This window comes from Pantoea sp. BAV 3049 (genome assembly GCF_009765445.1).
Taxonomy (GTDB): domain Bacteria; phylum Pseudomonadota; class Gammaproteobacteria; order Enterobacterales; family Enterobacteriaceae; genus Erwinia.
On the sequence record NZ_WHOY01000031.1, the window covers coordinates 1,491,803 to 1,514,567 of the forward strand.

Here is a 22,765-nt window from a genome sequence, read left to right on the forward strand (position 1 = left end):
CTTATCCTCACGCCGTTTTTAAAGTGGCATCGCCAATTGGCGCTACCTGGGGATACCAGCTCTCATCGCGCTGCGCTTTATCCCGCAGGCCGGCCGGAGGCAGATACAGGGCGCCCAGTTGGCTGAAAGACTCGGACTGGCTGACGAAACGGGCGTTGCCCTGAGTGTCCAGATAGCGGAACACGCCACCGTGGAAAGGCGGGAAGCCGAGGCCGTAAACCAGCGCCATATCCGCTTCTGCAGGCGTGGCAATAATCTTCTCTTCCAGGCAGCGCACAACCTCATTGATCATCGGGATCATCATGCGGGCGATAATCTCGTCATCGCTGAAAACCCGTTTCGGCTTGCAGATGCTTTGCAGCAGCTCATCCACCGCCGGGTCGGCCACCTTTTTCGGTTTTCCTTTGCTGTCAGTTTCCCAACGATAAAAGCCAAGCTGGTTTTTCTGTCCGAAGCGTTTCGCCTCAAACAGCACATCCACAGCATCGCGATAGTCTTTCTTCATCCTTTCCGGGAAGCCGTCCGCCATCACGCTTTGCGCATGGTGTGCGGTATCAATCCCTACCACGTCCAACAGCCAGGCCGGGCCCATTGGCCAGCCAAACTGTTTCTCCATCACTTTATCCACCTGGCGATAGTCCGCACCGTCGCGCAGCAGCAGGCTGAAACCGGCAAGGTAGGGGAACAGCACACGGTTGACGAAGAAGCCGGGACAGTCGTTGACCACAATCGGCGTTTTGCCCATTTTGCTGGCCCAGGCCACGACTTTCGCCAGCGTGCTGTCAGACGTTTTCTCGCCGCGAATGACCTCAACCAACGGCATCCGGTGCACCGGGTTGAAGAAGTGCATGCCACAGAAATTATCCGGGCGCTTGAGAGCATTTGCTAACTGGCTGATAGGGATGGTGGACGTGTTGGAGGCCAGGATTGCCCCTTCGTGCAGATGGCCTTCCGTTTCAGCCAGCACGGCGGCTTTCACTTTCGGGTTCTCTACCACCGCTTCGACCACAATGTCCGCCCGTTCAAAGCCTTCGTAGCTCAGTGTTGGCTGGATGGTGCCGATCACGCCAGCAAGCGCGATGCCATCAATTTTGCCGCGCGCCAGCTGCTTGTTCAGCAACTTGGCGGCTTCTTTCATACCCAGCTCCAGTGAGGCCGGGTTGATATCCTTCATCATCACCGGCACGCCTTTCCATGCCGACTGATAAGCAATGCCGCCGCCCATAATACCTGCGCCCAACACGGCTGCCTGTTTTGGCGTTTCCACTTCGCGGGTCAGTTTTTTCGCTTTGGCCTTCACCGCCTGATCGTTCAGGAAGATGCCGACCAGCGCCCGCGCTTCGTCAGAACGGGCAAGCGGCACAAAAGCCTGAGTTTCCAGCTTCAGCGCTTCGTCGCGGCCCAGACCGGCAGCGGCTTCAATGGTTTTTACTGCGGTCATCGGTGCCGGGTAGTGTTTACCGGCAGTCTGCAACACCATGCTTTTGGCAACGGTGAAGCTCATTGCGGCTTCAATTTTGCTCAGCTTGAGCGGTTGCAGCTTAGGCTGACGTCGTGCGCGCCACTCCTGCTTACCTTCAATGGCCTCAAGCAGAATTTTGATCCCGGCCTCGCGCAATTTTTCGGCGGGGACCACCGCATCCACCAGGCCGACGGCCAGCGCTTTTTGCGCATCCACATCTTTACCTGCGGCGATAATTTCCAGTGCGCTGTCAGCGCCGAGCAGGCGTGGCAAACGAACCGAGCCGCCAAAACCGGGCATGATGCCTAACTTCGTTTCCGGCAGGCCAATGCGGGCATCCGGCGTGGCGATGCGGAAATCGGTAGCCAGCACGCATTCACAGCCGCCGCCGAGGGCGTAGCCCTGTATGGCCGCCAGGGTCGGAACCGGCAAATCTTCAAGGCGATTGAAGATGCCATTGGCAAAAGCCAGCCACTGCGAAAGTTTTTCCGCCGGGGCGGCAAACAGCGAGAGAAATTCAGTGATATCGGCCCCGACGATAAAGGCCGGTTTGCGCGAGCTGAGCAGCACGGCTTTCAGCTCTGGCAGCGTTTCGAGCACTGAGATCGCCTCACCCAGGCTGGCGACGGTTTGGGTATCCAGCTTGTTTACCGAGCCGGGAGCATCAAACACCAGTTCGGCGACGCCATGGTCCAGCCAGTTCAAGATAAGAGTTTCGCCTTGGTAGAGCATGTTAATCTCCTGAAGCCGCGATAAGAGGATCTGGTCATACCAGATGATCAGGAGTGTGGAAGGGATGTTAATTATTTGCAAACGAGACTTTGCTTATTTGCAAACAAGATCACAGGCGCGGCAAAACGGCATCGGGCAAACGGCTGTGATAAGATGCGCTCAAATTGGTGTTAACGGAGGCAATGAGATGGAATCGTTGGTTAACCTGTATCAGGACCATATCAAAACGCTGCAGGCGCGTGCGCAGCAGGTTTTAGCCCGCTTTAAACTGGACGGCATGCTGATCCACTCCGGAGAACTGCTGACGGTTTTCCTCGACGATCATGACTATCCCTTTAAGGTCAATCCGCAGTTTAAAGCCTGGGTGCCGGTGACCTCCGTACCGAACTGCTGGCTGTGGGTGGATGGCGTGAATAAGCCGAAGCTGTGGTTTTACTCCCCGGTGGATTACTGGCATAACGTCGAGCCACTGCCGCAAAGCTTCTGGACGGATGAAATCGACATCATGGCGCTGAAGAAAGCCGATGAGATCGGCCAGCTGCTGCCAGCTCAACGTCAGAACATCGCCTATATCGGCCCCGTGCCGGAACGCGCAACCCAGCTAGGGATCAAAGCTGAGCAGATCAATCCGAAAGGGGCGCTGGATTTCCTGCATTATCATCGCTCTTATAAAACGGATTACGAGCTGTATTGCATGCGTGAAGCGCAGAAAACGGCGGTGATCGGTCATCGTGCGGCGAAGGAGGCCTTCCTGTCCGGCATGAGCGAGTTTGATATCAACAATGCCTACCTCAGTGCAACCGGCCACCGTGATATCGACGTGCCTTACGGCAATATCATTGCGCTGAATGAACATGCTGCGGTGCTGCACTACACCAAACTGGATCACCTGCCGCCGGAAGAGTCACGCAGCTTCCTGATTGATGCCGGTACCGAATACAACGGTTATGCTGCAGACCTGACCCGGACCTACGCCGCGAAAGCTGACAGCGAGTACGCTCAGCTGGTCAGAGACATGAATGAAGAAGAGCTGGCGCTGATTGCCACTCTGAAAGCGGGCGTGCGCTACACCGAGTACCATCAGCAAATGCACCAGCGTATTGCGAAGCTGCTGCTGAAGCATCAACTGGTGAAAGGGCTGAGCGAAGAAGCGCTGGTGGCGGAAGATCTGACCGGGCCGTTTATGCCGCATGGCGTGGGCCACCCGCTCGGGCTGCAGGTACACGACGTCGCCGGGTTTATGCAGGATGACCATGGCACGCACCTGGCCGCGCCGCAGCAGTATCCTTATCTGCGCTGCACCCGCATTCTTGAGCCAGGCATGGTGCTGACCATTGAGCCGGGTATCTACTTTATTGACTCGCTGCTGGCCCCATGGCGTGAAGGTAAATTCAGCCAGCACTTCGACTGGGCGCGTATTGACGCACTGAAACCTTATGGCGGGATCCGAATTGAGGATAACGTGGTGGTCCGCGAGCAGGGCGTGGAAAATATGACGCGGGATTTGAAGCTGGATTGATGGACGCCTATGACATCCCTGCGGAGCTGTTCAGCTTCAGCGAGGAAATCAAAAAAAGCCGCTTTATCACGCTGTTAGCCCATACTGATGGTGTGGAAGCGGCTCGCGCCTTTGTACAGCAGATAAAAAGCGAACACCCCACCGCCCGGCATCACTGTTGGGCCTGGGTGGCCGGTTCGCCAGCGGACTCTCAGCAACTGGGCTTCTCCGATGATGGCGAGCCTTCAGGCACGGCAGGCAAACCGATGCTTGCCCAGCTGATGGGGAGTAATATTGGTGAGATCACCGCCGTGGTGGTTCGCTACTATGGCGGCATTCAGCTAGGCACGGGTGGGCTGGTGAAGGCTTATGGTGGCGGTGTGCAGCAGGCATTGAAGATATTGCCCCGTCTGCAAAAAGTGCCGATGCTGACGTTTACGCTCTGCTGCGACTATGCTCAGCTGTCGGAGATAGAAAGAATGATTGGCCGGTTCCACGGTCAGCTGCAGCACAGCGAATTTCTGCAAAGCGTATCGCTGACGCTGGCCCTGCCTCATGCACAGGTTGCCGGGTTTACGCAAAATCTCACGGACTTCAGCAGAGGGGTGCTGCACCTCGCTCCGCTCAAATAATCTATTTACTGTCAGGAAAGGAACGGCTGCATGCATTTTCGTGCCATTACCCGCATCGTGGGTTTACTGGTCATTCTGTTCTCGGGAACCATGATTGTTCCGGGGCTGGTGGCTTTGATCTACCGTGACGGTGCCGGGCGTGCATTTACCCAGACTTTCTTTATGGCACTGCTGATCGGCTCGCTGCTGTGGTGGCCGAATCGCAAACAGAAACGTGAGTTGAAGCCGCGAGAAGGCTTTCTGATCGTGGTGCTGTTCTGGACGGTGCTGGGCAGCGTGGGGGCGATGCCTTTCATTTTTGCCGAGCATCCGAACCTGTCGGTGACCGATGCCTTCTTCGAATCCTTTTCCGGCCTGACAACGACCGGGGCTACCACGCTGGTGGGGCTGGACTCGTTGCCGAAAGCGATCCTGTTCTACCGGCAAATGCTGCAGTGGCTGGGCGGTATGGGGATCATTGTGCTGGCGGTGGCTATCCTGCCAATCCTCGGAGTAGGGGGGATGCAGCTGTACCGTGCCGAAATGCCGGGGCCGCTGAAGGACAATAAGATGCGGCCGCGTATTGCCGAGACAGCTAAAACACTGTGGCTGATTTATGTGCTGCTGACGGTGATCTGCGCACTGGCGCTTTGGCTGGCGGGAATGCCGCTGTTTGATGCGATTGGGCATAGCTTCTCCACTATCGCCATTGGCGGTTTCTCCACGCATGACGCCAGTATCGGTTATTTCCACAGCCCGACGATTAATACTATCATCGCCATTTTCCTGCTGATCTCCGGCTGTAACTACGGCCTGCACTTTTCCCTGCTGAGTGGCCGCAGCCTTCGTGTTTACTGGCGCGATCCGGAGTTCCGTATGTTTATTGGCGTGCAGCTGACGCTGGTGATCATCTGCACCGTGGTGCTTTGGTTCCACGATGTCTACAGTACCGGGCTGCAAACGCTTAATCAGGCCTTCTTCCAGGTCGTGTCAATGGCGACCACAGCCGGTTTCACCACGGACAGCATCGCGCGCTGGCCGTTATTCCTGCCAGTTTTGCTGCTCTGTTCCGCTTTTATTGGTGGCTGTGCCGGTTCAACAGGCGGCGGACTGAAGGTGATCCGTATCCTGCTGCTGTTCAAGCAGGGTAACCGCGAACTGAAGCGGCTGGTGCACCCAAATGCGGTTTATACCATTAAGCTAGGGCAGCGGGCGCTGCCTGAACGTATCCTCGAGGCGGTATGGGGATTCTTCTCAGCGTATGCGCTGGTTTTCCTGTTGAGTATGCTGGCGATTATTGCCACCGGCGTGGATGATTTTTCAGCCTTTGCTGCCGTTGCGGCAACGCTGAATAATCTGGGGCCGGGGTTAGGGGTGGTGGCGGATAACTTCACTACCATGAATGATACGGCGAAATGGATTTTGATCCTGACTATGCTTTTTGGTCGCCTTGAGGTCTTCACGCTGTTAGTCCTGTTCACGCCGACCTTCTGGCGCGAATAACTTTAGTTGAGTTCTTATATGAAAGCGTTAATTCTGTTTTCCAGCCGTGACGGGCAGACCCGCGAGATTGCTTCTTATATCGCTAACCAGCTTAAAGAGCAGCAGGAGTGCGATTTGGTCAATATCCTGCATGCCAATGCGGTTGACTGGACGAAATACGACCGTGTGCTGATTGGGGCTTCGATTCGCTATGGTCACTTCCACCCAAAAGTGGTGAAGTTCGTAAAGCTTCATCTCCAGGAGCTGCGTAAACGTCCCTCTGGTTTTTTCTCGGTGAACCTTACCGCCCGCAAACCGGAAAAGCGTACTCCACAAACTAACGCCTATACGCGGAAGTTCCTGCTGAACTCTCCGTGGGAGCCAGACTGCTGTGCGGTTTTCGCTGGAGCGCTGCGTTACCCACGTTATGGGTTCTTTGATCGCATCATGATCCAGTTGATTATGCGTATGACCGGAGGCGAAACGGATGCGACAAAAGAAGTGGACTACACAGACTGGGAGCAGGTGGGTCGGTTTGCCCATGAATTTGCTGCATTATCAGGCAAAACGCAGTAAAAAAAGGCGCTTTGTTGAAAAATGACGCTGTCAGTCATTTATTTGCAATAAACGCTTGTCAGCGGTCAGGAACTCCCTATAATGCGCCTCCATCGACACGGAACAACGGCTTACAGGCCACCGGGTTGAAAGGTTCAGGAAGCTGAACCGCCGGAGAAAACTTCTGAAAAAGAGGTTGACTCTGAAAGAGGAAAGCGTAATATACGCCACCTCGCGACAGGCAGCCACTCTGCGTCGCACAGCTCTTTAACAATTTATCAGACAATCTGTGTGGGCACTCGCAGGATTGATATCAGCGTCTCCGGACGTAAAAAATATCAAGTCTCACGAGTGAACACATAATGAAATTCATTATGACGTTTTACAGATGAGCATCGCTGAACGTGTTTCAGCAAATCAAACTTAAATTGAAGAGTTTGATCATGGCTCAGATTGAACGCTGGCGGCAGGCCTAACACATGCAAGTCGAACGGTAGCACAGAGAGCTTGCTCTCGGGTGACGAGTGGCGGACGGGTGAGTAATGTCTGGGAAACTGCCCGATGGAGGGGGATAACTACTGGAAACGGTAGCTAATACCGCATAACGTCTACGGACCAAAGTGGGGGACCTTCGGGCCTCACACCATCGGATGTGCCCAGATGGGATTAGCTAGTAGGTGGGGTAACGGCTCACCTAGGCGACGATCCCTAGCTGGTCTGAGAGGATGACCAGCCACACTGGAACTGAGACACGGTCCAGACTCCTACGGGAGGCAGCAGTGGGGAATATTGCACAATGGGCGCAAGCCTGATGCAGCCATGCCGCGTGTATGAAGAAGGCCTTCGGGTTGTAAAGTACTTTCAGCGGGGAGGAAGGCGGCAGGGTTAATAACCCTGCCGATTGACGTTACCCGCAGAAGAAGCACCGGCTAACTCCGTGCCAGCAGCCGCGGTAATACGGAGGGTGCAAGCGTTAATCGGAATTACTGGGCGTAAAGCGCACGCAGGCGGTCTGTCAAGTCAGATGTGAAATCCCCGGGCTTAACCTGGGAACTGCATTTGAAACTGGCAGGCTGGAGTCTTGTAGAGGGGGGTAGAATTCCAGGTGTAGCGGTGAAATGCGTAGAGATCTGGAGGAATACCGGTGGCGAAGGCGGCCCCCTGGACAAAGACTGACGCTCAGGTGCGAAAGCGTGGGGAGCAAACAGGATTAGATACCCTGGTAGTCCACGCCGTAAACGATGTCGACTTGGAGGCTGTTCCCATGAGGAGTGGCTTCCGGAGCTAACGCGTTAAGTCGACCGCCTGGGGAGTACGGCCGCAAGGTTAAAACTCAAATGAATTGACGGGGGCCCGCACAAGCGGTGGAGCATGTGGTTTAATTCGATGCAACGCGAAGAACCTTACCTGGCCTTGACATCCACGGAACTCAGCAGAGATGCTTTGGTGCCTTCGGGAACCGTGAGACAGGTGCTGCATGGCTGTCGTCAGCTCGTGTTGTGAAATGTTGGGTTAAGTCCCGCAACGAGCGCAACCCTTATCCTTTGTTGCCAGCGATTCGGTCGGGAACTCAAAGGAGACTGCCGGTGATAAACCGGAGGAAGGTGGGGATGACGTCAAGTCATCATGGCCCTTACGGCCAGGGCTACACACGTGCTACAATGGCGCATACAAAGAGAAGCGACCTCGCGAGAGCAAGCGGACCTCATAAAGTGCGTCGTAGTCCGGATCGGAGTCTGCAACTCGACTCCGTGAAGTCGGAATCGCTAGTAATCGTGGATCAGAATGCCACGGTGAATACGTTCCCGGGCCTTGTACACACCGCCCGTCACACCATGGGAGTGGGTTGCAAAAGAAGTAGGTAGCTTAACCTCCGGGAGGGCGCTTACCACTTTGTGATTCATGACTGGGGTGAAGTCGTAACAAGGTAACCGTAGGGGAACCTGCGGTTGGATCACCTCCTTACCTGAAGATACCTTCCTCCGAAGTGTCCACAACAGATTGTCTGATAGAAAAGTAACGAGCAGGACGGCTGCGAAGCCGTGACACTTTCAGTGTCCCCTTCGTCTAGCGGTTAGGACTCCGCCCTTTCACGGCGGCAACAGGGGTTCGAATCCCCTAGGGGACGCCACCTGCCTGGTGACAGGTGAAAGATGTCTCCAACAGTATCTCAAAACTGGTTTACCGGAAGGTGAGTCACGTTTGAGATATTTGCTCTTTAACAATCCGGAACAAGCTGAAAATTGAAACGACATGTCGTTTTCATTCTCCGTAATAAGAATGAAGTCAACGATATGTTCGAGTCTCTCAAATGCTTACAGCTGACAACGTGTCCTGCGGGACGCTTGTGGGTTGTGAGGTTAAGTGACTAAGCGTACACGGTGGATGCCCTGGCAGTCAGAGGCGATGAAGGGCGTGCTAATCTGCGAAAAGCGCCGGTAAGGTGATATGAACCGTTACAACCGGCGATACCCGAATGGGGAAACCCAGTGCAATCCGTTGCACTATCGCAACATGAATACATAGTGTTGCGAGGCGAACCGGGGGAACTGAAACATCTAAGTACCCCGAGGAAAAGAAATCAACCGAGATTCCCCCAGTAGCGGCGAGCGAACGGGGAACAGCCCAGAACCTGAATCAGCTTGTGCATTAGTGGAAGCGTCTGGAAAGTCGCAGGGTACAGGGTGACACTCCCGTACACAAAAATGCACCTGCTGTGAGTTCGATGAGTAGGGCGGGACACGTGGTATCCTGTCTGAATATGGGGGGACCATCCTCCAAGGCTAAATACTCCTGACTGACCGATAGTGAACCAGTACCGTGAGGGAAAGGCGAAAAGAACCCCGGCGAGGGGAGTGAAAGAGAACCTGAAACCGTGTACGTACAAGCAGTGGGAGCACCTTCGTGGTGTGACTGCGTACCTTTTGTATAATGGGTCAGCGACTTATATTCTGTAGCAAGGTTAACCGTATAGGGGAGCCGCAGGGAAACCGAGTCTTAACTGGGCGTTAAGTTGCAGGGTATAGACCCGAAACCCGGTGATCTAGCCATGGGCAGGTTGAAGGTTGGGTAACACTAACTGGAGGACCGAACCGACTAATGTTGAAAAATTAGCGGATGACCTGTGGCTGGGGGTGAAAGGCCAATCAAACCGGGAGATAGCTGGTTCTCCCCGAAAGCTATTTAGGTAGCGCCTCGTGAACTCATCTCCGGGGGTAGAGCACTGTTTCGGCTAGGGGGCCATCCCGGCTTACCAACCCGATGCAAACTGCGAATACCGGAGAATGTTATCACGGGAGACACACGGCGGGTGCTAACGTCCGTCGTGAAGAGGGAAACAACCCAGACCGCCAGCTAAGGTCCCAAAGTCATGGTTAAGTGGGAAACGATGTGGGAAGGCACAGACAGCCAGGATGTTGGCTTAGAAGCAGCCATCATTTAAAGAAAGCGTAATAGCTCACTGGTCGAGTCGGCCTGCGCGGAAGATGTAACGGGGCTAAACCATGCACCGAAGCTGCGGCAGCGACGCTTATGCGTTGTTGGGTAGGGGAGCGTTCTGTAAGCCGTCGAAGGTGGACCGTGAGGTCTGCTGGAGGTATCAGAAGTGCGAATGCTGACATAAGTAACGATAAAGCGGGTGAAAAGCCCGCTCGCCGGAAGACCAAGGGTTCCTGTCCAACGTTAATCGGGGCAGGGTGAGTCGACCCCTAAGGCGAGGCCGAAAGGCGTAGTCGATGGGAAACAGGTTAATATTCCTGTACTCGGTGTTACTGCGAAGGGGGGACGGAGAAGGCTATGTTGGCCGGGCGACGGTTGTCCCGGTTTAAGCGTGTAGGCTGGTGTTCCAGGCAAATCCGGAACGCTTTAAGGCTGAGGCGTGATGACGAGGCACCACGGTGCTGAAGTAACAAATGCCCTGCTTCCAGGAAAAGCCTCTAAGCATCAGGTAACATCAAATCGTACCCCAAACCGACACAGGTGGTCAGGTAGAGAATACCAAGGCGCTTGAGAGAACTCGGGTGAAGGAACTAGGCAAAATGGTGCCGTAACTTCGGGAGAAGGCACGCTGCCGGTAGGTGAAACCCCTCGCGGGTGGAGCTGAAGGCAGTCGAAGATACCAGCTGGCTGCAACTGTTTATTAAAAACACAGCACTGTGCAAACACGAAAGTGGACGTATACGGTGTGACGCCTGCCCGGTGCCGGAAGGTTAATTGATGGGGTTATCCGTAAGGAGAAGCTCCTGATCGAAGCCCCGGTAAACGGCGGCCGTAACTATAACGGTCCTAAGGTAGCGAAATTCCTTGTCGGGTAAGTTCCGACCTGCACGAATGGCGTAATGATGGCCAGGCTGTCTCCACCCGAGACTCAGTGAAATTGAACTCGCTGTGAAGATGCAGTGTACCCGCGGCAAGACGGAAAGACCCCGTGAACCTTTACTACAGCTTGACACTGAACATTGAGCCTTGATGTGTAGGATAGGTGGGAGGCTTTGAAGCGTGGACGCCAGTCTGCGTGGAGCCAACCTTGAAATACCACCCTTTAACGTTTGATGTTCTAACCTGGCGCCGTGATCCGGCGTGGGGACAGTGTCTGGTGGGTAGTTTGACTGGGGCGGTCTCCTCCCAAAGAGTAACGGAGGAGCACGAAGGTCAGCTAATCACGGTCGGACATCGTGAGGTTAGTGCAATGGCATAAGCTGGCTTGACTGTGAGAGTGACGGCTCGAACAGGTGCGAAAGCAGGTCATAGTGATCCGGTGGTTCTGAATGGAAGGGCCATCGCTCAACGGATAAAAGGTACTCCGGGGATAACAGGCTGATACCGCCCAAGAGTTCATATCGACGGCGGTGTTTGGCACCTCGATGTCGGCTCATCACATCCTGGGGCTGAAGTAGGTCCCAAGGGTACGGCTGTTCGCCGTTTAAAGTGGTACGCGAGCTGGGTTTAGAACGTCGTGAGACAGTTCGGTCCCTATCTGCCGTGGGCGCTGGAGAATTGAGAGGGGTTGCTCCTAGTACGAGAGGACCGGAGTGAACGCACCACTGGTGTTCGGGTTGTCATGCCAATGGCACTGCCCGGTAGCTAAGTGCGGAAAAGATAAGCGCTGAAAGCATCTAAGCGCGAAACTTGCCTCGAGATGAGTTCTCCCTGGGCCCTTGAGGCCCCTGAAGGGACGTTGAAGACGACGACGTTGATAGGCCGGGTGTGTAAGCGCAGCGATGCGTTGAGCTAACCGGTACTAATGACCCGTGAGGCTTAACCTTACAACGCCAGAAGCGTTCTGGTGGCGTCTGAGAGACGCAAAAGAGATTTTCAGCCTGAACCGGATAAGAATTTAGCTGTTCTGCGGACTGATGTCCGAAGGATTTTGCGCAGAGAGAAGGCGGCAAGTGCAGTGAGGGAAGGAGCATACGAGGGTATGTGACTGAGCTTACCAGCGCAGGCAACGCAGTATCTGCACGAAAGACACAGGACGGCACCAAGATTTGCCTGGCGGCTGTAGCGCGGTGGTCCCACCTGACCCCATGCCGAACTCAGAAGTGAAACGCCGTAGCGCCGATGGTAGTGTGGGGTCTCCCCATGCGAGAGTAGGGAACTGCCAGGCATCAAATAAAACAGAAAGGCCACCCCTGCGGGTGGCCTTTTTGTTTTGTATATATCGTACGGGAACCCTTTAAAAAGGTAAAAGCCCCGGATGACCAGGGCTTTGGAGGGAATGAACTCAGTGAATAACCTGAGAAAGGAAAGCTCTGGTACGTTCTGACTTAGGATTAGAGAAGAACTCCTGCGGCGGAGCCTGTTCCACGATCTCACCGCGATCCATAAAGATCACCCGATCTGCCACGGTGCGCGCAAAGCCCATTTCATGGGTAACGCAAAGCATGGTCATTCCGTCTTCTGCCAGACCAATCATGGTATCCAGCACTTCTTTAACCATCTCCGGATCGAGAGCCGACGTGGGTTCATCAAACAGCATGATCTTGGGTTTCATACACAGTGAACGGGCGATAGCCACACGCTGCTGCTGACCCCCCGAAAGTTGCCCCGGGAACTTATGTGCATGTTCGGCTATGCGAACACGTTGCAGATAGTGCATTGCCAGCTCTTCAGCTTCTTTCTTCGGCGTTTTACGCACCCAGATTGGAGCCAGCGTGCAGTTCTGCAGTACGCTCAGATGCGGGAACAGGTTGAAGTGTTGAAACACCATCCCCACTTCAGTGCGCACTCGTTCAATGTTGCGGAGATCATCATTCAGATGGATACCGTCCACCACAATGCGTCCCTGCTGATGTTCTTCAAGATGATTAATGCAACGGATGGTCGTTGATTTCCCGGAACCTGAAGGGCCACAGAGAACGATACGCTCGCGTGGTTTCACCTGCAGGTTAATATCTTTCAATACGTGGAACTGCCCGTACCATTTGTTCACGTTTTCCAGCGTAATCATCATCGCGTCGTCGGATTGTTTAATCAGTGATTCAGTCATTTTAAGCCTTAGTGCGGTGTACGCCCGGTGTGAAAGCGCTTTTCCAGATACTGGCTGTAGCGCGACATACTAAAACAGAAAATCCAGTAAACCAGAGCGGCAAAGACATAGCCCTCGGTTGACATACCAAGCCATGTTGGGTCAACCGTGGCCTGCTGCACGCTGCTGAAGAGATCAAACAGCCCGATAATGATCACCAGGCTTGTATCCTTGAACAGGGCGATGATGGTGTTGACCAGCCCCGGGATAACCAGTTTCAGCGCCTGCGGCAGGATCACCAGTGCCTGCATTCTCCAGTAACCCAGCGCCAGAGATTCAGCCGCCTCGTACTGGCCTTTAGGCAGAGCCTGCAGACCGCCGCGCACCACTTCCGCCACGTAAGCAGACTGGAAGAGGATAACGCCGACCAGCGCGCGGATCAGCTTATCGATAGTACTCCCCTCTGACATAAACAGAGGCAGCATCACCGAGGACATAAACAGCACGGTGATCAGGGGAACACCACGCCAGAATTCGATAAAGATAATCGACAGAGTGCGAACCACCGGTAGCGTGGAGCGACGGCCCAGGGCCAGCAAAATTCCCAGAGGTAAAGCACCGGCGATCCCCACCGAGGCGATAATCAGCGTCAGGGTCAGACCACCCCACTGACGGGTTTCCACACGCTCCAGCCCGAAAAAACCGCCATACAGCAGGAACCAGACGATCACCGGATAGGCGACCGCCCAGACGGCAATATAAAGGCCCCGGCGGGGAAGGATCTTCAGGAACATCGGCACAATGGAAAGCAGACCAATCACCAGTGCCAGGTTAATACGCCAGCGCAGCTCATGCGGATACAATCCGTACATAAACTGGCCGAAGCGGGCATGGATAAATACCCAGCAGGCACCTTCTTTGGTACAGTCTGCCCGCGTCGATCCAATCCAGTTGGCCTGGAAGATCAGCCAGTTCAGCGCAGGAGGAATAACGGCCCAGAGAACCCACAGACAGAACAGCGTCAGAAGTGTGTTACCCCAGCTTGAGAACAGATTTTTTCTTGCCCAACTGACGGTGCGAGACAGTATAGTTGTCGGCACCTGCGGGGTTTCGTGAGTAGCTAAAGTCATAATAATCCCGTTCTCTTAGCGCTCAATCAGGCGGATTTTGCGGTTATAGATATTCATTAACAGCGAAATCAGCAGGCTGATAACCAGATAGACGCCCATGGTGATAGCAATGGTCTCAATGGCCTGCCCCGTCTGGTTCAGTACCGTCCCGGCGAACAGTGAGACCATATCGGGATAACCAATCGCTGCCGCCAGCGAGGAGTTTTTCACGATATTCAGATACTGACTGGTTAACGGTGGGATAATTACCCGCATTGCCTGCGGTATGATGACCTGTCGCAGGGTTATCGGATTAGGCAGACCCAGTGAGCGTGCCGCCTCATGTTGTCCATAAGGAACGGACTGAATGCCGGAGCGGATCACCTCCGCGATAAACGAAGAGGTATAGATCGACAGCGCCAACGTCAGCGCCGCCAGTTCCGGGATCAGGGCGAAGCCGCCACGGAAATTAAAGCCACGAAGCTGTGGGACATCCCAATGCATTGCCGCCCCGGATATCAGGTGGGCAATCACCGGGAACACAATCAGCATGGCAATTGAGCCAGGCCAGGTTCGGTTGAGCTGGCCTGTCTTTAGCTGATATGAGCGGTTGTAGCGAAACAGCGCAACACTGCCGGCGGCAGCCAGCAGCAAAGCGATGATGAATGGCCAGGTACCTGGAGCGTACTGTGGCCAGGGAATATAGAGACCCCGGTTACTGACAAAAGCTAAATCGAAAGCGTTCACCGCCTGGCGTGGACCCGGCAGGTTACGTAAGACGGCGAAATACCAGAAGAAGATCTGCAGCAACGGCGGAATATTACGGAACGTTTCGATATAGATATTTGAGAGTTTCCGTAAAAGCCAGTTATCTGACAGGCGCGCCAGGCCGATAAAGAAGCCCAGGAAGGAAGCAAAAACGATACAGAGAGCGGAAACCAGCAGGGTATTAGTCAGTCCGACAAGAAACACGCGAGCATAGGTATCCCCCTCGCTGTAGTCAATCAGGTGCTGAACGATACCAAAGCCAGCGCTACGTTCAAGGAAACCAAAACCGGAAGTAATGCCGCGGCTGGCCAGGTTGATGACGGTATTGTGGATCAGATACCCCGCCACGCCTAATACCGCGACAATCGCAATGATCTGGTAAAACCAGGCGCGCACCGCAGGATTGCTGAAGGAAATATCCCTTTTTACGGATGGGCGTTGAGACATGATGAAACCTCAGTCACGAAAATTCTGACGAAGGCACCGGCGAACCGGTGCCCTGTAAACGGTGGGAATTAACGTACTGGCGGAGCGTACTGGATGCCGCCTTTGTTCCAGAGCGCGTTCTGGCCACGGGCGATTTTAAGCTGGCTGTCTTTACCGACGTTACGGTCGAAGACTTCCTGATAGTTACCAACCTGCTTAACGATGTTGTAAGCCCATTTATTGTCCAGCTTCAGGTCTTTACCGAAGTCGCCCTCTGAGCCCAGCAGGTGTGCCATATCCGGGGTGGTTGGTTTGGCGGCCATCTGGTCAACATTTTTAGAAGTGATACCCATCTCTTCCGCATTCAGCATAGCGAACAGAGACCATTTAACGATGGTAAACCAGTCATCATCACCACGACGCACGACAGGTCCCAGAGGTTCTTTAGAGATCACTTCTGGCAGCACGATGAATTCGTTTGGTTTGCCCAGTTTGATACGCAGGGCATATAGCTGAGACTGATCGGAGGCCAGCGTATCACAACGGCCGGTATCCAGTGCTTTGGCTGATTCGTCAGAGCGGTCGAAGGTCACCGGGGTGTACTGCATGTTGTTGGCTTTGAAGTAGTCAGCTACGTTCAGCTCAGTATCGGTACCGGCCTGAATACATACGGTAGCACCGTCGAGCTCTTTAGCACTTTTCAGGCCCGCTTTCTGGTGGGTCAGGAAGCCGATGCCGTCATAGTAGTTAACGCCAGCGAAGATAAAGCCCATGCCGCCGTCGCGGGCGGAAGTCCAGGTTGTATTACGGGACAGAATGTCCACTTCGCCAGACTGCAGTGCGGTAAAACGCTCTTTCGCTGTCAGCGGGGTGTATTTAACTTTAGAAGCATCACCAAAAACGGCAGCCGCCGCCGCACGGCAAACATCCACATCGATACCGCTGAATTTGCCGCTGGCATCAGCAAAAGAGAAGCCCGGCAGACCATCACTGATACCGCATTGCACAAAACCTTTCTTTTTAATGGCATCCAGGGTGGCGCCGGCATGGGCCTGATTCGCAACCGCAAACAGCGCTGCAGCGGCAACCAAAGTGGAGAGCATCATTTTTTTCATAAAGCATCCTGTGTGGCGAAATCGTTTTTATGTTTAATGCACGCTGTGGTGCACTATTTCCTGTCTGTGGCGTGAGCCATCCACGACTTTGCAAAGGGAGTGCCAAAATTGCAGAGTCCTGAATTTATTGGAAAGCTTTGCTAATAATTAGAAGCATTTTGAAAGTTTGCTTAATATCGCGCACTAAACAGGTGCAAAAACACTATGATTGGTCACAAAGGGTGCAAATAGTTTCACTATATGGAAGCAATGTGAGCTGAAGTGCAATTATTGTTAAGGTGATGTTAAATAAGATGAGGGGCCAACTCGGAGATTTGTGAGCTGGCTTTGATAAGGGGAGAGGGAACTCAGTAGAGCGACGTACCGCCGTCCGGGCGGGTCTTAAAACGGCGGTGGAGCCACATATACTGATTGGGCGCACGCATGATCTCGCGTTCAATCACTTTATTCATGTAAGCAGCGGCCTGCTGTTCATCGCTGATCGGATAGTCCTTCAGCTCGGGCTGAATCACCAGCTCGTAGCCACTGCCGTCTTCATTACGGATCAGTACCACGGTGATCATCGCGGGCTTGGCCATACGGGCAATCATCCAGGTTCCGCTGGTGGTAGCGGCCTGCGGCACGGCAAAAAGAGGCGCAAAGACGCTGCCTTTGGGGCCGTAATCCTGGTCTGGAGCAAACCACACGGCTTCTCCCTGTTTCAATGCCTGGACCATGCCACGCAAATCACGGCGATTAATCATCGCTTTGTTTGAGCGCATACGACCTTTGGTCTGCACCCACTCCATCAGCTTGTTGTTGTGCGGGCGGTACATCGCCATCATCGGCTGGCAAAGCCCCATCGCTCTGCCGCCTAACTCAAGTGACATGAAGTGTACGCCGATAATCAGCGCACCCTGTCCACCGTCCTGAGCCGCTTTTAGGTTGTGCAGCCCATTGACAGTAAACCAGCGTTTTACCCGGCGATCTGACCAGAACCAGGCCATCCCTGTCTCCAGCAGTCCCATACCCAGCGACTCGAAGTTACGGACAATACGTAACTCCAGCTGCTTAGCTGGCATATCCGGAAAACAGAGCTCAAGATTACGACGGGTAATGCGAATGCGGCGCTTGAGAAAGCGCATTGAAGTGCGGCCCATCCAGGTGCCGAGCTTTTGCAGGAAAGGAAAAGGGAGCTGTACCAGCAGGAACAGGAGCCCCAGTCCGGCCCAGGTTATCCAGTAACGTGGGTGCATTAAGCTGCGGGTAAAACGGGGTGAAGCCTTCATATATCTCTCTTTATGCGTGCATGTGAGATGTAGCGCATAAAGAACTTAATCTGTTGCGATACAGGAGGTGTGACAACATTATTGTCCGGAAGTTGGCACCCACGTCGTTTTTTTACACAATCAAGACAATTCTGTCCAGATCGCGGCCATAAAAAAGGCGCTAACAGTTCGTAGCGCCTCCATCACAATGAACCGAAACTTAGTTCATGCCGTATTTTTTCAGTTTCTTACGCAGCGTGCCGCGGTTGATACCCATCATCAGAGCTGCACGGGTCTGGTTGCCACGGGTGTATTGCATCACCATGTCCAACAGAGGCTGTTCTACTTCAGCCAAAACCAGCTCATACAGGTCATTTACATCCTGACCATTCAGTTGAGCAAAATAGTTCTTCAGTGCCTGTTTGACCGAATCACGCAGAGGCTTTTGGGTCACCTGGTCCTGTGAGTTAACGGTTGAAACGGTCAGTACGTCAGAATTTACGCGTTGTTCGAACATAGTTCTGTCAGCTCTTTATTTCTATTACGCAAGTTTTTCGAAGTATGCCTCCAACGCCTCCAGCTGTTCGCTGGCATCCTCAATGGCGTTGAATGTGCGCCGAAACTGGTCGTTTGGGGCATGCTCCTGGAGATACCAGGAGACGTGCTTCCGGGCAATACGGTATCCCTTGCCGTGACCGTAAAAGTCGTGCAGTTCCCGTAAGTGCCCGATGAGCAAGCGCTTTACCTCAGCCAGTGGCATTTGTGCCAGCAGCTCCCCAGTGTCCAGATAGTGCTGGATTTCCCGGAAGATCCACGGTCTTCCCTGAGCCGCACGTCCTATCATCAGGGCATCAGCCCCCGTATAGTCGAGTACGGCTCTGGCTTTATGCGGGTCAGTTATGTCTCCATTCGCGATGACGGGAATGGAAACGTTCTGCTTAACTGTCCGAATGCTGTCATATTCAGCTTCGCCGTTGAACAAGCACGCGCGAGTGCGTCCGTGAATGGTCAGGGCCTGAATACCACAGCGTTCAGCCAATTGGGCAATCTCTACACAATTGCGGTTGTCCGCGTCCCAGCCGGTGCGAATCTTCAGCGTGACAGGCACATCCACTGCATTAACCACCGCCGAGAGGATAGACTTCACCAGCTCAGGGTGCTGCAACAGGGCAGAGCCCGCCATCTTACGATTCACTTTTTTAGCCGGACATCCCATGTTGATATCGATCACCTGCGCACCAGATAAGGCGTTGATGCGTGCGGCTCCGGCCATCTCTTCAGGGTCACAACCTGCAATCTGCACGGTACGAATACCGGGCTCGTCACTGTGTACCATGCGCAGTCGCGATTTGTCGCTGGCCCAGACTTCAGGGTTTGACGACAACATCTCAGATACGGTCATACCAGCGCCCATTGCATAGCAAAGAGTTCGGAAAGGCCTGTCGGTTATCCCGGCCATTGGCGCTGCAATCAGGCGATTGCGAAGCTGGTGGTTTCCTATGCGCATGAAAAAAAAGTGACCATAGTGTGTCCGCAAGGCGGCGTATATTACGCATTTTTCAGGGAAGATGAAAGGCCAAACTTTGAACAATTCGCCCTGAGAGATCAATGAGAGCAGTAATCCGCATTGATATAAGAATAAAATTACTTAATAAACAACTACTTGAATATTTACGGTGGAATTATGAACAAATATTTTTCTTTTTTTGTGAGCAAGTTAACAACATAAATCACGTTACTTTGCTCCAAAAACGGTACATGGTCCGCTCTGAATGGGAGCAAACAGGGCTTCAGCGCGCTGCAAACCCGCTGAAGCCAGGATAATTATTCGACAACCACCCGACCATGCAGAGGCTGCAATGGACGATTATTGGTGTGTTTTAGTGCTTTTTGGAATGCCTGCAACTGCTGTGCTGAAAGCGTTACCGGTTGCTTCAATATCAGCCAGCGAACACCTTCTGTGCAGGGAGGTGTGGTCAGCGAGCCGCTGAAACGATAATAGTGCTCATCAGCAGGGAACAGTTTCGCCAGATCAATGCTCTTTTCCATTTTCACTTCGTGGTTTAGTTGAGCCGGTATGGCAGCAATAAGCGGGTTGAGAGCCTCATTCTCGGCCCCCTCTTCAAACATTACGGCCACCACAGTCAACTCTCCCGCTTTGTTGGCGTGAACAAAGTGAGCTTCCAGTGGATAAGATTTCCCGGCAATAAGGTTTTCGCTGGGGGTATGGAAGTGGAATTGCTTAAGCTCGAAACGATCATTATCCAGCATGAAGTCATCACTGTCTTGTACGTCGACCATGATGGTGTGTCCATTGTTGACAATGGATTCAGTATCGGTGCGGAAATTGAGGCCCAGCGGGGGGAGCTTGCCGTCAATAACATGCTTAATGTCGACAGGGGACTGGTACTGACCCGTTTTACAGGTCTGGAACTCATCACTTATCTCTCCCCAGTGTTCCGGAGAGCCTTTCCCTTCGTATGCCCAGTGTGGCTGTGTGGAAGCTACTGCTGGTAATGCCGCTGCCAGTGAAAGCAGTATGGCTAATGTCTTGAGTTTCATAATCCTTTATATCCTTATAAGCCGGGACCTTTTCTGACCCCGGGATCTGCGAAATAATACGCATGCGAATTATAAGGATATCTGGCAGGAAAAGCATCAACCCTTATGTGCAATAAGGGCTGTTCAGTTAACGGCGAATTCCGGTGATACGGCACCACTCTTCTTTTTCGGCGACCGGGTCGAGCACGAACTTCTCTTCGTAAGCTTCACAAACGCTGTCGGCCTGGCTGGCAAGCACGCCTGATAAGCCCAGATGGCCCTCTGCTACAGGCAGAATGCTGATTAAAGGGGCCAGTTCGCGCAGCGGGCCAGCCAGGATATTGGCGACCACCACATCAGCACTGAGGTTGTCAGGCTGTTCGTGAGGCAGGTAAAGGGACAGACGGTCAGAGACGCCATTGCGCTGGGCATTGTCGCGGCTGGCCTGAATGGCCTGCGGGTCGATATCAATACCAATCGCCCTGGCAGCCCCCAGTTTCAGGGCTGCAATAGCAAGGATGCCTGAGCCACAGCCGAAGTCGATGACCGTTTTATCCGTCAGGTCCAGGCCGTCCAGCCACGCCAGGCACAGGGCCGTTGTCGGATGTGTACCCGTACCGAATGCCAGGCCCGGATCCAGCATGACATTAACTGCGTCCGGGTCCGGCACGTCACGCCAGCTTGGGCAGATCCACAGCCGCTGTCCAAAACGCATCGGATGGAAGTTATCCATCCACTCACGTTCCCAGTCTTTGTCCTCAATCTGCTCAATTTTATGACGGAAGCCCTGGCCCAGTAGCGGGTGCAGCGCAAGGCCTGCAATCACCTCTGGCATCTCGGTTTCTGCATCGAACAGGCCAATCACGTCGGTATCACCCCACAGGAGCGTTTCCCCCGGCAAAGGTTCGAACACCGGGTTATCATGCGTATCCTGGAATGTGACCGAGACAGCTCCGTTCTCGATCAGTGCGTCGCCCAGTTCTTCAGCCTGAGCGCCGGTAGTGTTAATTTTCATTTGTATCCAGGGCATTGCGATTCTCTTTAATCAAACAGGGTGGAAGCCGTGGCTGGTTTGCCAGCCTGGCCAAAAAGGTTACCAGCCACAAAAGCAATAAGGCTCAGCAGCAGCGACGGAACGATAGGGTGAAAGCCCCAGGGTTGCAGCGACAGGCTGGCCAGCAGGGTATAGCAGCCGGCACCGACAATCATGCTGCTGAGTGCGCCTGCAGCATTGGCTTTTTCCCAGTATAGCCCCAGCACCAGTGGCCACAGGAAAACTGCCTCCAGGCCACCGAATGCCAGCAGGTTCAGCCATATAATCATCTCCGGTGGATTCCAGGCTGCCAGCAGCAACAGCAGGCCCAGCAACAGAGTGATCATCGCGGACATTTTTTTCAGCAGCGGTTCATTGCCCATCTGCTGGGGGCGAACGCGCAGAAAGAGATCCTTAACGATCGTGGCCGATGCCTGCAACAGCTGGGCATTGATCGTCGACATGATCGCCGCCATCGGTGCCGCCAGGAAGATCCCTGCTGCCAGCGGAGGCAGCACATGGATCATCAGCGTCGGGATCACCAGGTCAGGGATCGGCAGGTCCGGCATCACTGCCCGACCCAGCGCGCCAGCCAGGTGCATGCCACACATCAGGACGGCTACCACAATCGTCCCCAGAACAATCCCCCTGTGGACGGCTTTACTGTCCTTGTAGGAGATGCAGCGAACGGCTGTGTGAGGCAGGCCAATAACACCAAAACAAACCAGCACCGAGAAGGATGCCAGAAAGGTTGGAGTGAGAATGTTATCCACGCCGCCGGGGGAGATCAGCTGCGGATCGATATGCTGCAGCTTATCCACTGCGCTGTGCATGCCGCCCGCCGCATGGACCACCGCAAACAGTAGCAGGAAGGTGCCGATCAGCATCACCAGACCCTGCATCGCATCATTTAACACGCTGGCGCGGAAGCCGCCAAAAGCGGTGTACAGGGCGATGCTGCCGCCAAAGATCAGCAGTCCGGTGCTGTAAGGGATGCCTGCGGCGGTTTCCAGCAGGCGGGCACCACCAACAAACTGCACGGTCATTGCCCCGATAAAGGCAATCAGCAGGCTCAGGCTGGCAAACCATACCAGCAGCGGGCTGCGGTAGCGGGCATACAGCATATCGTTTAACGTCACGGCATTATAGCGTCGGGCCAGGATCGCGAATTTTTTGCCCAGAATACCCAGCGAAAGCCAGACGGCAGGCACCTGCACCATCGACAGCAGCACCCAGCCGAGGCCATATTTGTACGCCGCACCCGGCCCGCCGATAAAGGAGCTGGCACTGATATAGGTGGTGGTCAGCGTCATGGCCAGCACGAAGCCGCCCATGGAACGGCTACCAAGGAAGTATTCCGTCAGGAAATTGCCTTCACGGCGCTTACGCATGGCGAAAACAGACAGCCCGGCGACCAGCAGCAGATAGCCAATCAGCGGCAGAATAATGCTTGTTTTCACTGGTCATCCTCCAGAGGAATATCGCGAAAAACCAGCCTGACCATCAGCCAGCAAAGGAATATAAACAGCAGGGGAACCAGCAGGCAGGCCATTTCGAACCAGTGCGGCAGGCCGGTAAGGCCGATTTTATTGCCCGGTAACCATGCCATCAGTGACCAGGCAGCAAGATAGGCGACGGCCAGCCAGAAGGACCAGCGGGCTTCGCGATGAGCCTGAATGAAATGTTTGTCCATCTCTTACTCTCACCTTCCACAGACAAA

General features: G+C 54.1%; 16 protein-coding genes, 1 tRNA gene and 3 rRNA genes. 8 read left to right on the forward strand and 12 right to left on the reverse strand.

The annotated features are described in order from the left end of the window. Positions 1 to 7: 7 nt before the first annotated feature. Positions 8 to 2,194, reverse strand: a complete 2,187-nt coding sequence (gene fadB / locus GSQ70_RS07675; RefSeq protein ID WP_158782003.1) for a fatty acid oxidation complex subunit alpha FadB — start codon at positions 2,192 to 2,194, stop codon at positions 8 to 10. A gap of 187 nt (positions 2,195 to 2,381) precedes the next feature. On the opposite strand from fadB, the gene pepQ reads away from it, so the two are divergent. The 8 genes from pepQ (at position 2,382) to rrf (ending at position 11,945) form a co-directional block, all read left to right on the forward strand. Continuing rightward, complete coding sequence (gene pepQ / locus GSQ70_RS07680) at positions 2,382 to 3,713, forward strand: Xaa-Pro dipeptidase (RefSeq protein WP_158782004.1); 1,332 nt, start codon at positions 2,382 to 2,384, stop codon at positions 3,711 to 3,713. Continuing rightward, complete coding sequence (locus tag GSQ70_RS07685; protein WP_158782005.1) at positions 3,713 to 4,324, forward strand: IMPACT family protein; 612 nt, start codon at positions 3,713 to 3,715, stop codon at positions 4,322 to 4,324. The genes pepQ and GSQ70_RS07685 overlap by 1 nt, the downstream gene beginning before the upstream one ends. A gap of 30 nt (positions 4,325 to 4,354) precedes the next feature. Continuing rightward, a complete protein-coding gene (gene trkH / locus GSQ70_RS07690) occupies positions 4,355 to 5,806 on the forward strand; it encodes a Trk system potassium transporter TrkH (RefSeq protein ID WP_158782006.1) in 1,452 nt (483 codons plus the stop codon). An 18-nt stretch (positions 5,807 to 5,824) separates the two neighbouring features. After that, positions 5,825 to 6,361: a menaquinone-dependent protoporphyrinogen IX dehydrogenase gene (hemG, locus tag GSQ70_RS07695; protein ID WP_158782007.1), complete on the forward strand. Its 537-nt coding sequence runs from the start codon at positions 5,825 to 5,827 to the stop codon at positions 6,359 to 6,361. Between the two features lie 404 nt (positions 6,362 to 6,765). Further along, a 16S ribosomal RNA gene (locus GSQ70_RS07700) occupies positions 6,766 to 8,305 on the forward strand. Between the two features lie 91 nt (positions 8,306 to 8,396). Continuing rightward, positions 8,397 to 8,471, forward strand: a tRNA-Glu gene (locus GSQ70_RS07705). A gap of 227 nt (positions 8,472 to 8,698) precedes the next feature. Then, a 23S ribosomal RNA gene (locus tag GSQ70_RS07710) occupies positions 8,699 to 11,604 on the forward strand. A 225-nt stretch (positions 11,605 to 11,829) separates the two neighbouring features. Further along, positions 11,830 to 11,945, forward strand: a 5S ribosomal RNA gene (rrf, locus tag GSQ70_RS07715). The 16S, 23S and 5S rRNA genes sit together here with 1 tRNA gene alongside, the layout of an rRNA operon. Positions 11,946 to 12,062: 117 nt before the next feature. Here rrf and GSQ70_RS07720 read toward each other — a convergent pair. The 11 genes from GSQ70_RS07720 to GSQ70_RS07770 all read right to left on the reverse strand — a co-directional run bounded on the left by GSQ70_RS07720 (position 12,063) and on the right by GSQ70_RS07770 (position 22,738). Continuing rightward, positions 12,063 to 12,827: an amino acid ABC transporter ATP-binding protein gene (locus GSQ70_RS07720; RefSeq protein WP_158782008.1), complete on the reverse strand. Its 765-nt coding sequence runs from the start codon at positions 12,825 to 12,827 to the stop codon at positions 12,063 to 12,065. Positions 12,828 to 12,835: 8 nt separating this feature from the next. Further along, positions 12,836 to 13,936 carry an amino acid ABC transporter permease gene (locus GSQ70_RS07725; protein ID WP_158782009.1) on the reverse strand — a complete coding sequence of 367 codons (1,101 nt, stop codon included), beginning with the start codon at positions 13,934 to 13,936 and terminating at the stop codon, positions 12,836 to 12,838. A gap of 15 nt (positions 13,937 to 13,951) precedes the next feature. Further along, positions 13,952 to 15,130 (reverse strand): amino acid ABC transporter permease, encoded by a 1,179-nt coding sequence (locus GSQ70_RS07730; RefSeq protein WP_158782010.1) that lies wholly within the window; start codon positions 15,128 to 15,130, stop codon positions 13,952 to 13,954. A gap of 68 nt (positions 15,131 to 15,198) precedes the next feature. Further along, entirely contained in the window at positions 15,199 to 16,224 is a 1,026-nt protein-coding gene (locus GSQ70_RS07735; RefSeq protein ID WP_158782011.1) for an amino acid ABC transporter substrate-binding protein, read from the reverse strand. A 347-nt stretch (positions 16,225 to 16,571) separates the two neighbouring features. Next, on the reverse strand, positions 16,572 to 17,492 hold the full coding sequence (gene lpxP, locus GSQ70_RS07740) for a kdo(2)-lipid IV(A) palmitoleoyltransferase (protein ID WP_158782012.1): 921 nt from the start codon (positions 17,490 to 17,492) through the stop codon (positions 16,572 to 16,574). A 199-nt stretch (positions 17,493 to 17,691) separates the two neighbouring features. Next, positions 17,692 to 17,988, reverse strand: a complete 297-nt coding sequence (gene fis / locus GSQ70_RS07745; RefSeq protein ID WP_000462905.1) for a DNA-binding transcriptional regulator Fis — start codon at positions 17,986 to 17,988, stop codon at positions 17,692 to 17,694. Between the two features lie 24 nt (positions 17,989 to 18,012). Next, on the reverse strand, positions 18,013 to 18,978 hold the full coding sequence (gene dusB, locus GSQ70_RS07750; protein WP_158782013.1) for a tRNA dihydrouridine synthase DusB: 966 nt from the start codon (positions 18,976 to 18,978) through the stop codon (positions 18,013 to 18,015). Positions 18,979 to 19,295: 317 nt separating this feature from the next. Then, entirely contained in the window at positions 19,296 to 20,033 is a 738-nt protein-coding gene (locus GSQ70_RS07755; RefSeq protein WP_158782014.1) for a carbonic anhydrase, read from the reverse strand. A 127-nt stretch (positions 20,034 to 20,160) separates the two neighbouring features. Next, positions 20,161 to 21,042, reverse strand: coding sequence for a 50S ribosomal protein L11 methyltransferase (gene prmA, locus GSQ70_RS07760; RefSeq protein ID WP_158782015.1), 882 nt, complete (start codon positions 21,040 to 21,042; stop codon positions 20,161 to 20,163). An 11-nt stretch (positions 21,043 to 21,053) separates the two neighbouring features. Continuing rightward, positions 21,054 to 22,505, reverse strand: coding sequence for a sodium/pantothenate symporter (gene panF, locus GSQ70_RS07765; RefSeq protein WP_158782016.1), 1,452 nt, complete (start codon positions 22,503 to 22,505; stop codon positions 21,054 to 21,056). Next, the gene (locus tag GSQ70_RS07770) at positions 22,502 to 22,738 is read right to left on the reverse strand and encodes a YhdT family protein (RefSeq protein WP_158782017.1); all 237 of its coding nucleotides are present in this window, start codon (positions 22,736 to 22,738) and stop codon (positions 22,502 to 22,504) included. Before GSQ70_RS07770 ends, panF begins: the two co-directional genes overlap by 4 nt. Positions 22,739 to 22,765: the final 27 nt, after the last annotated feature.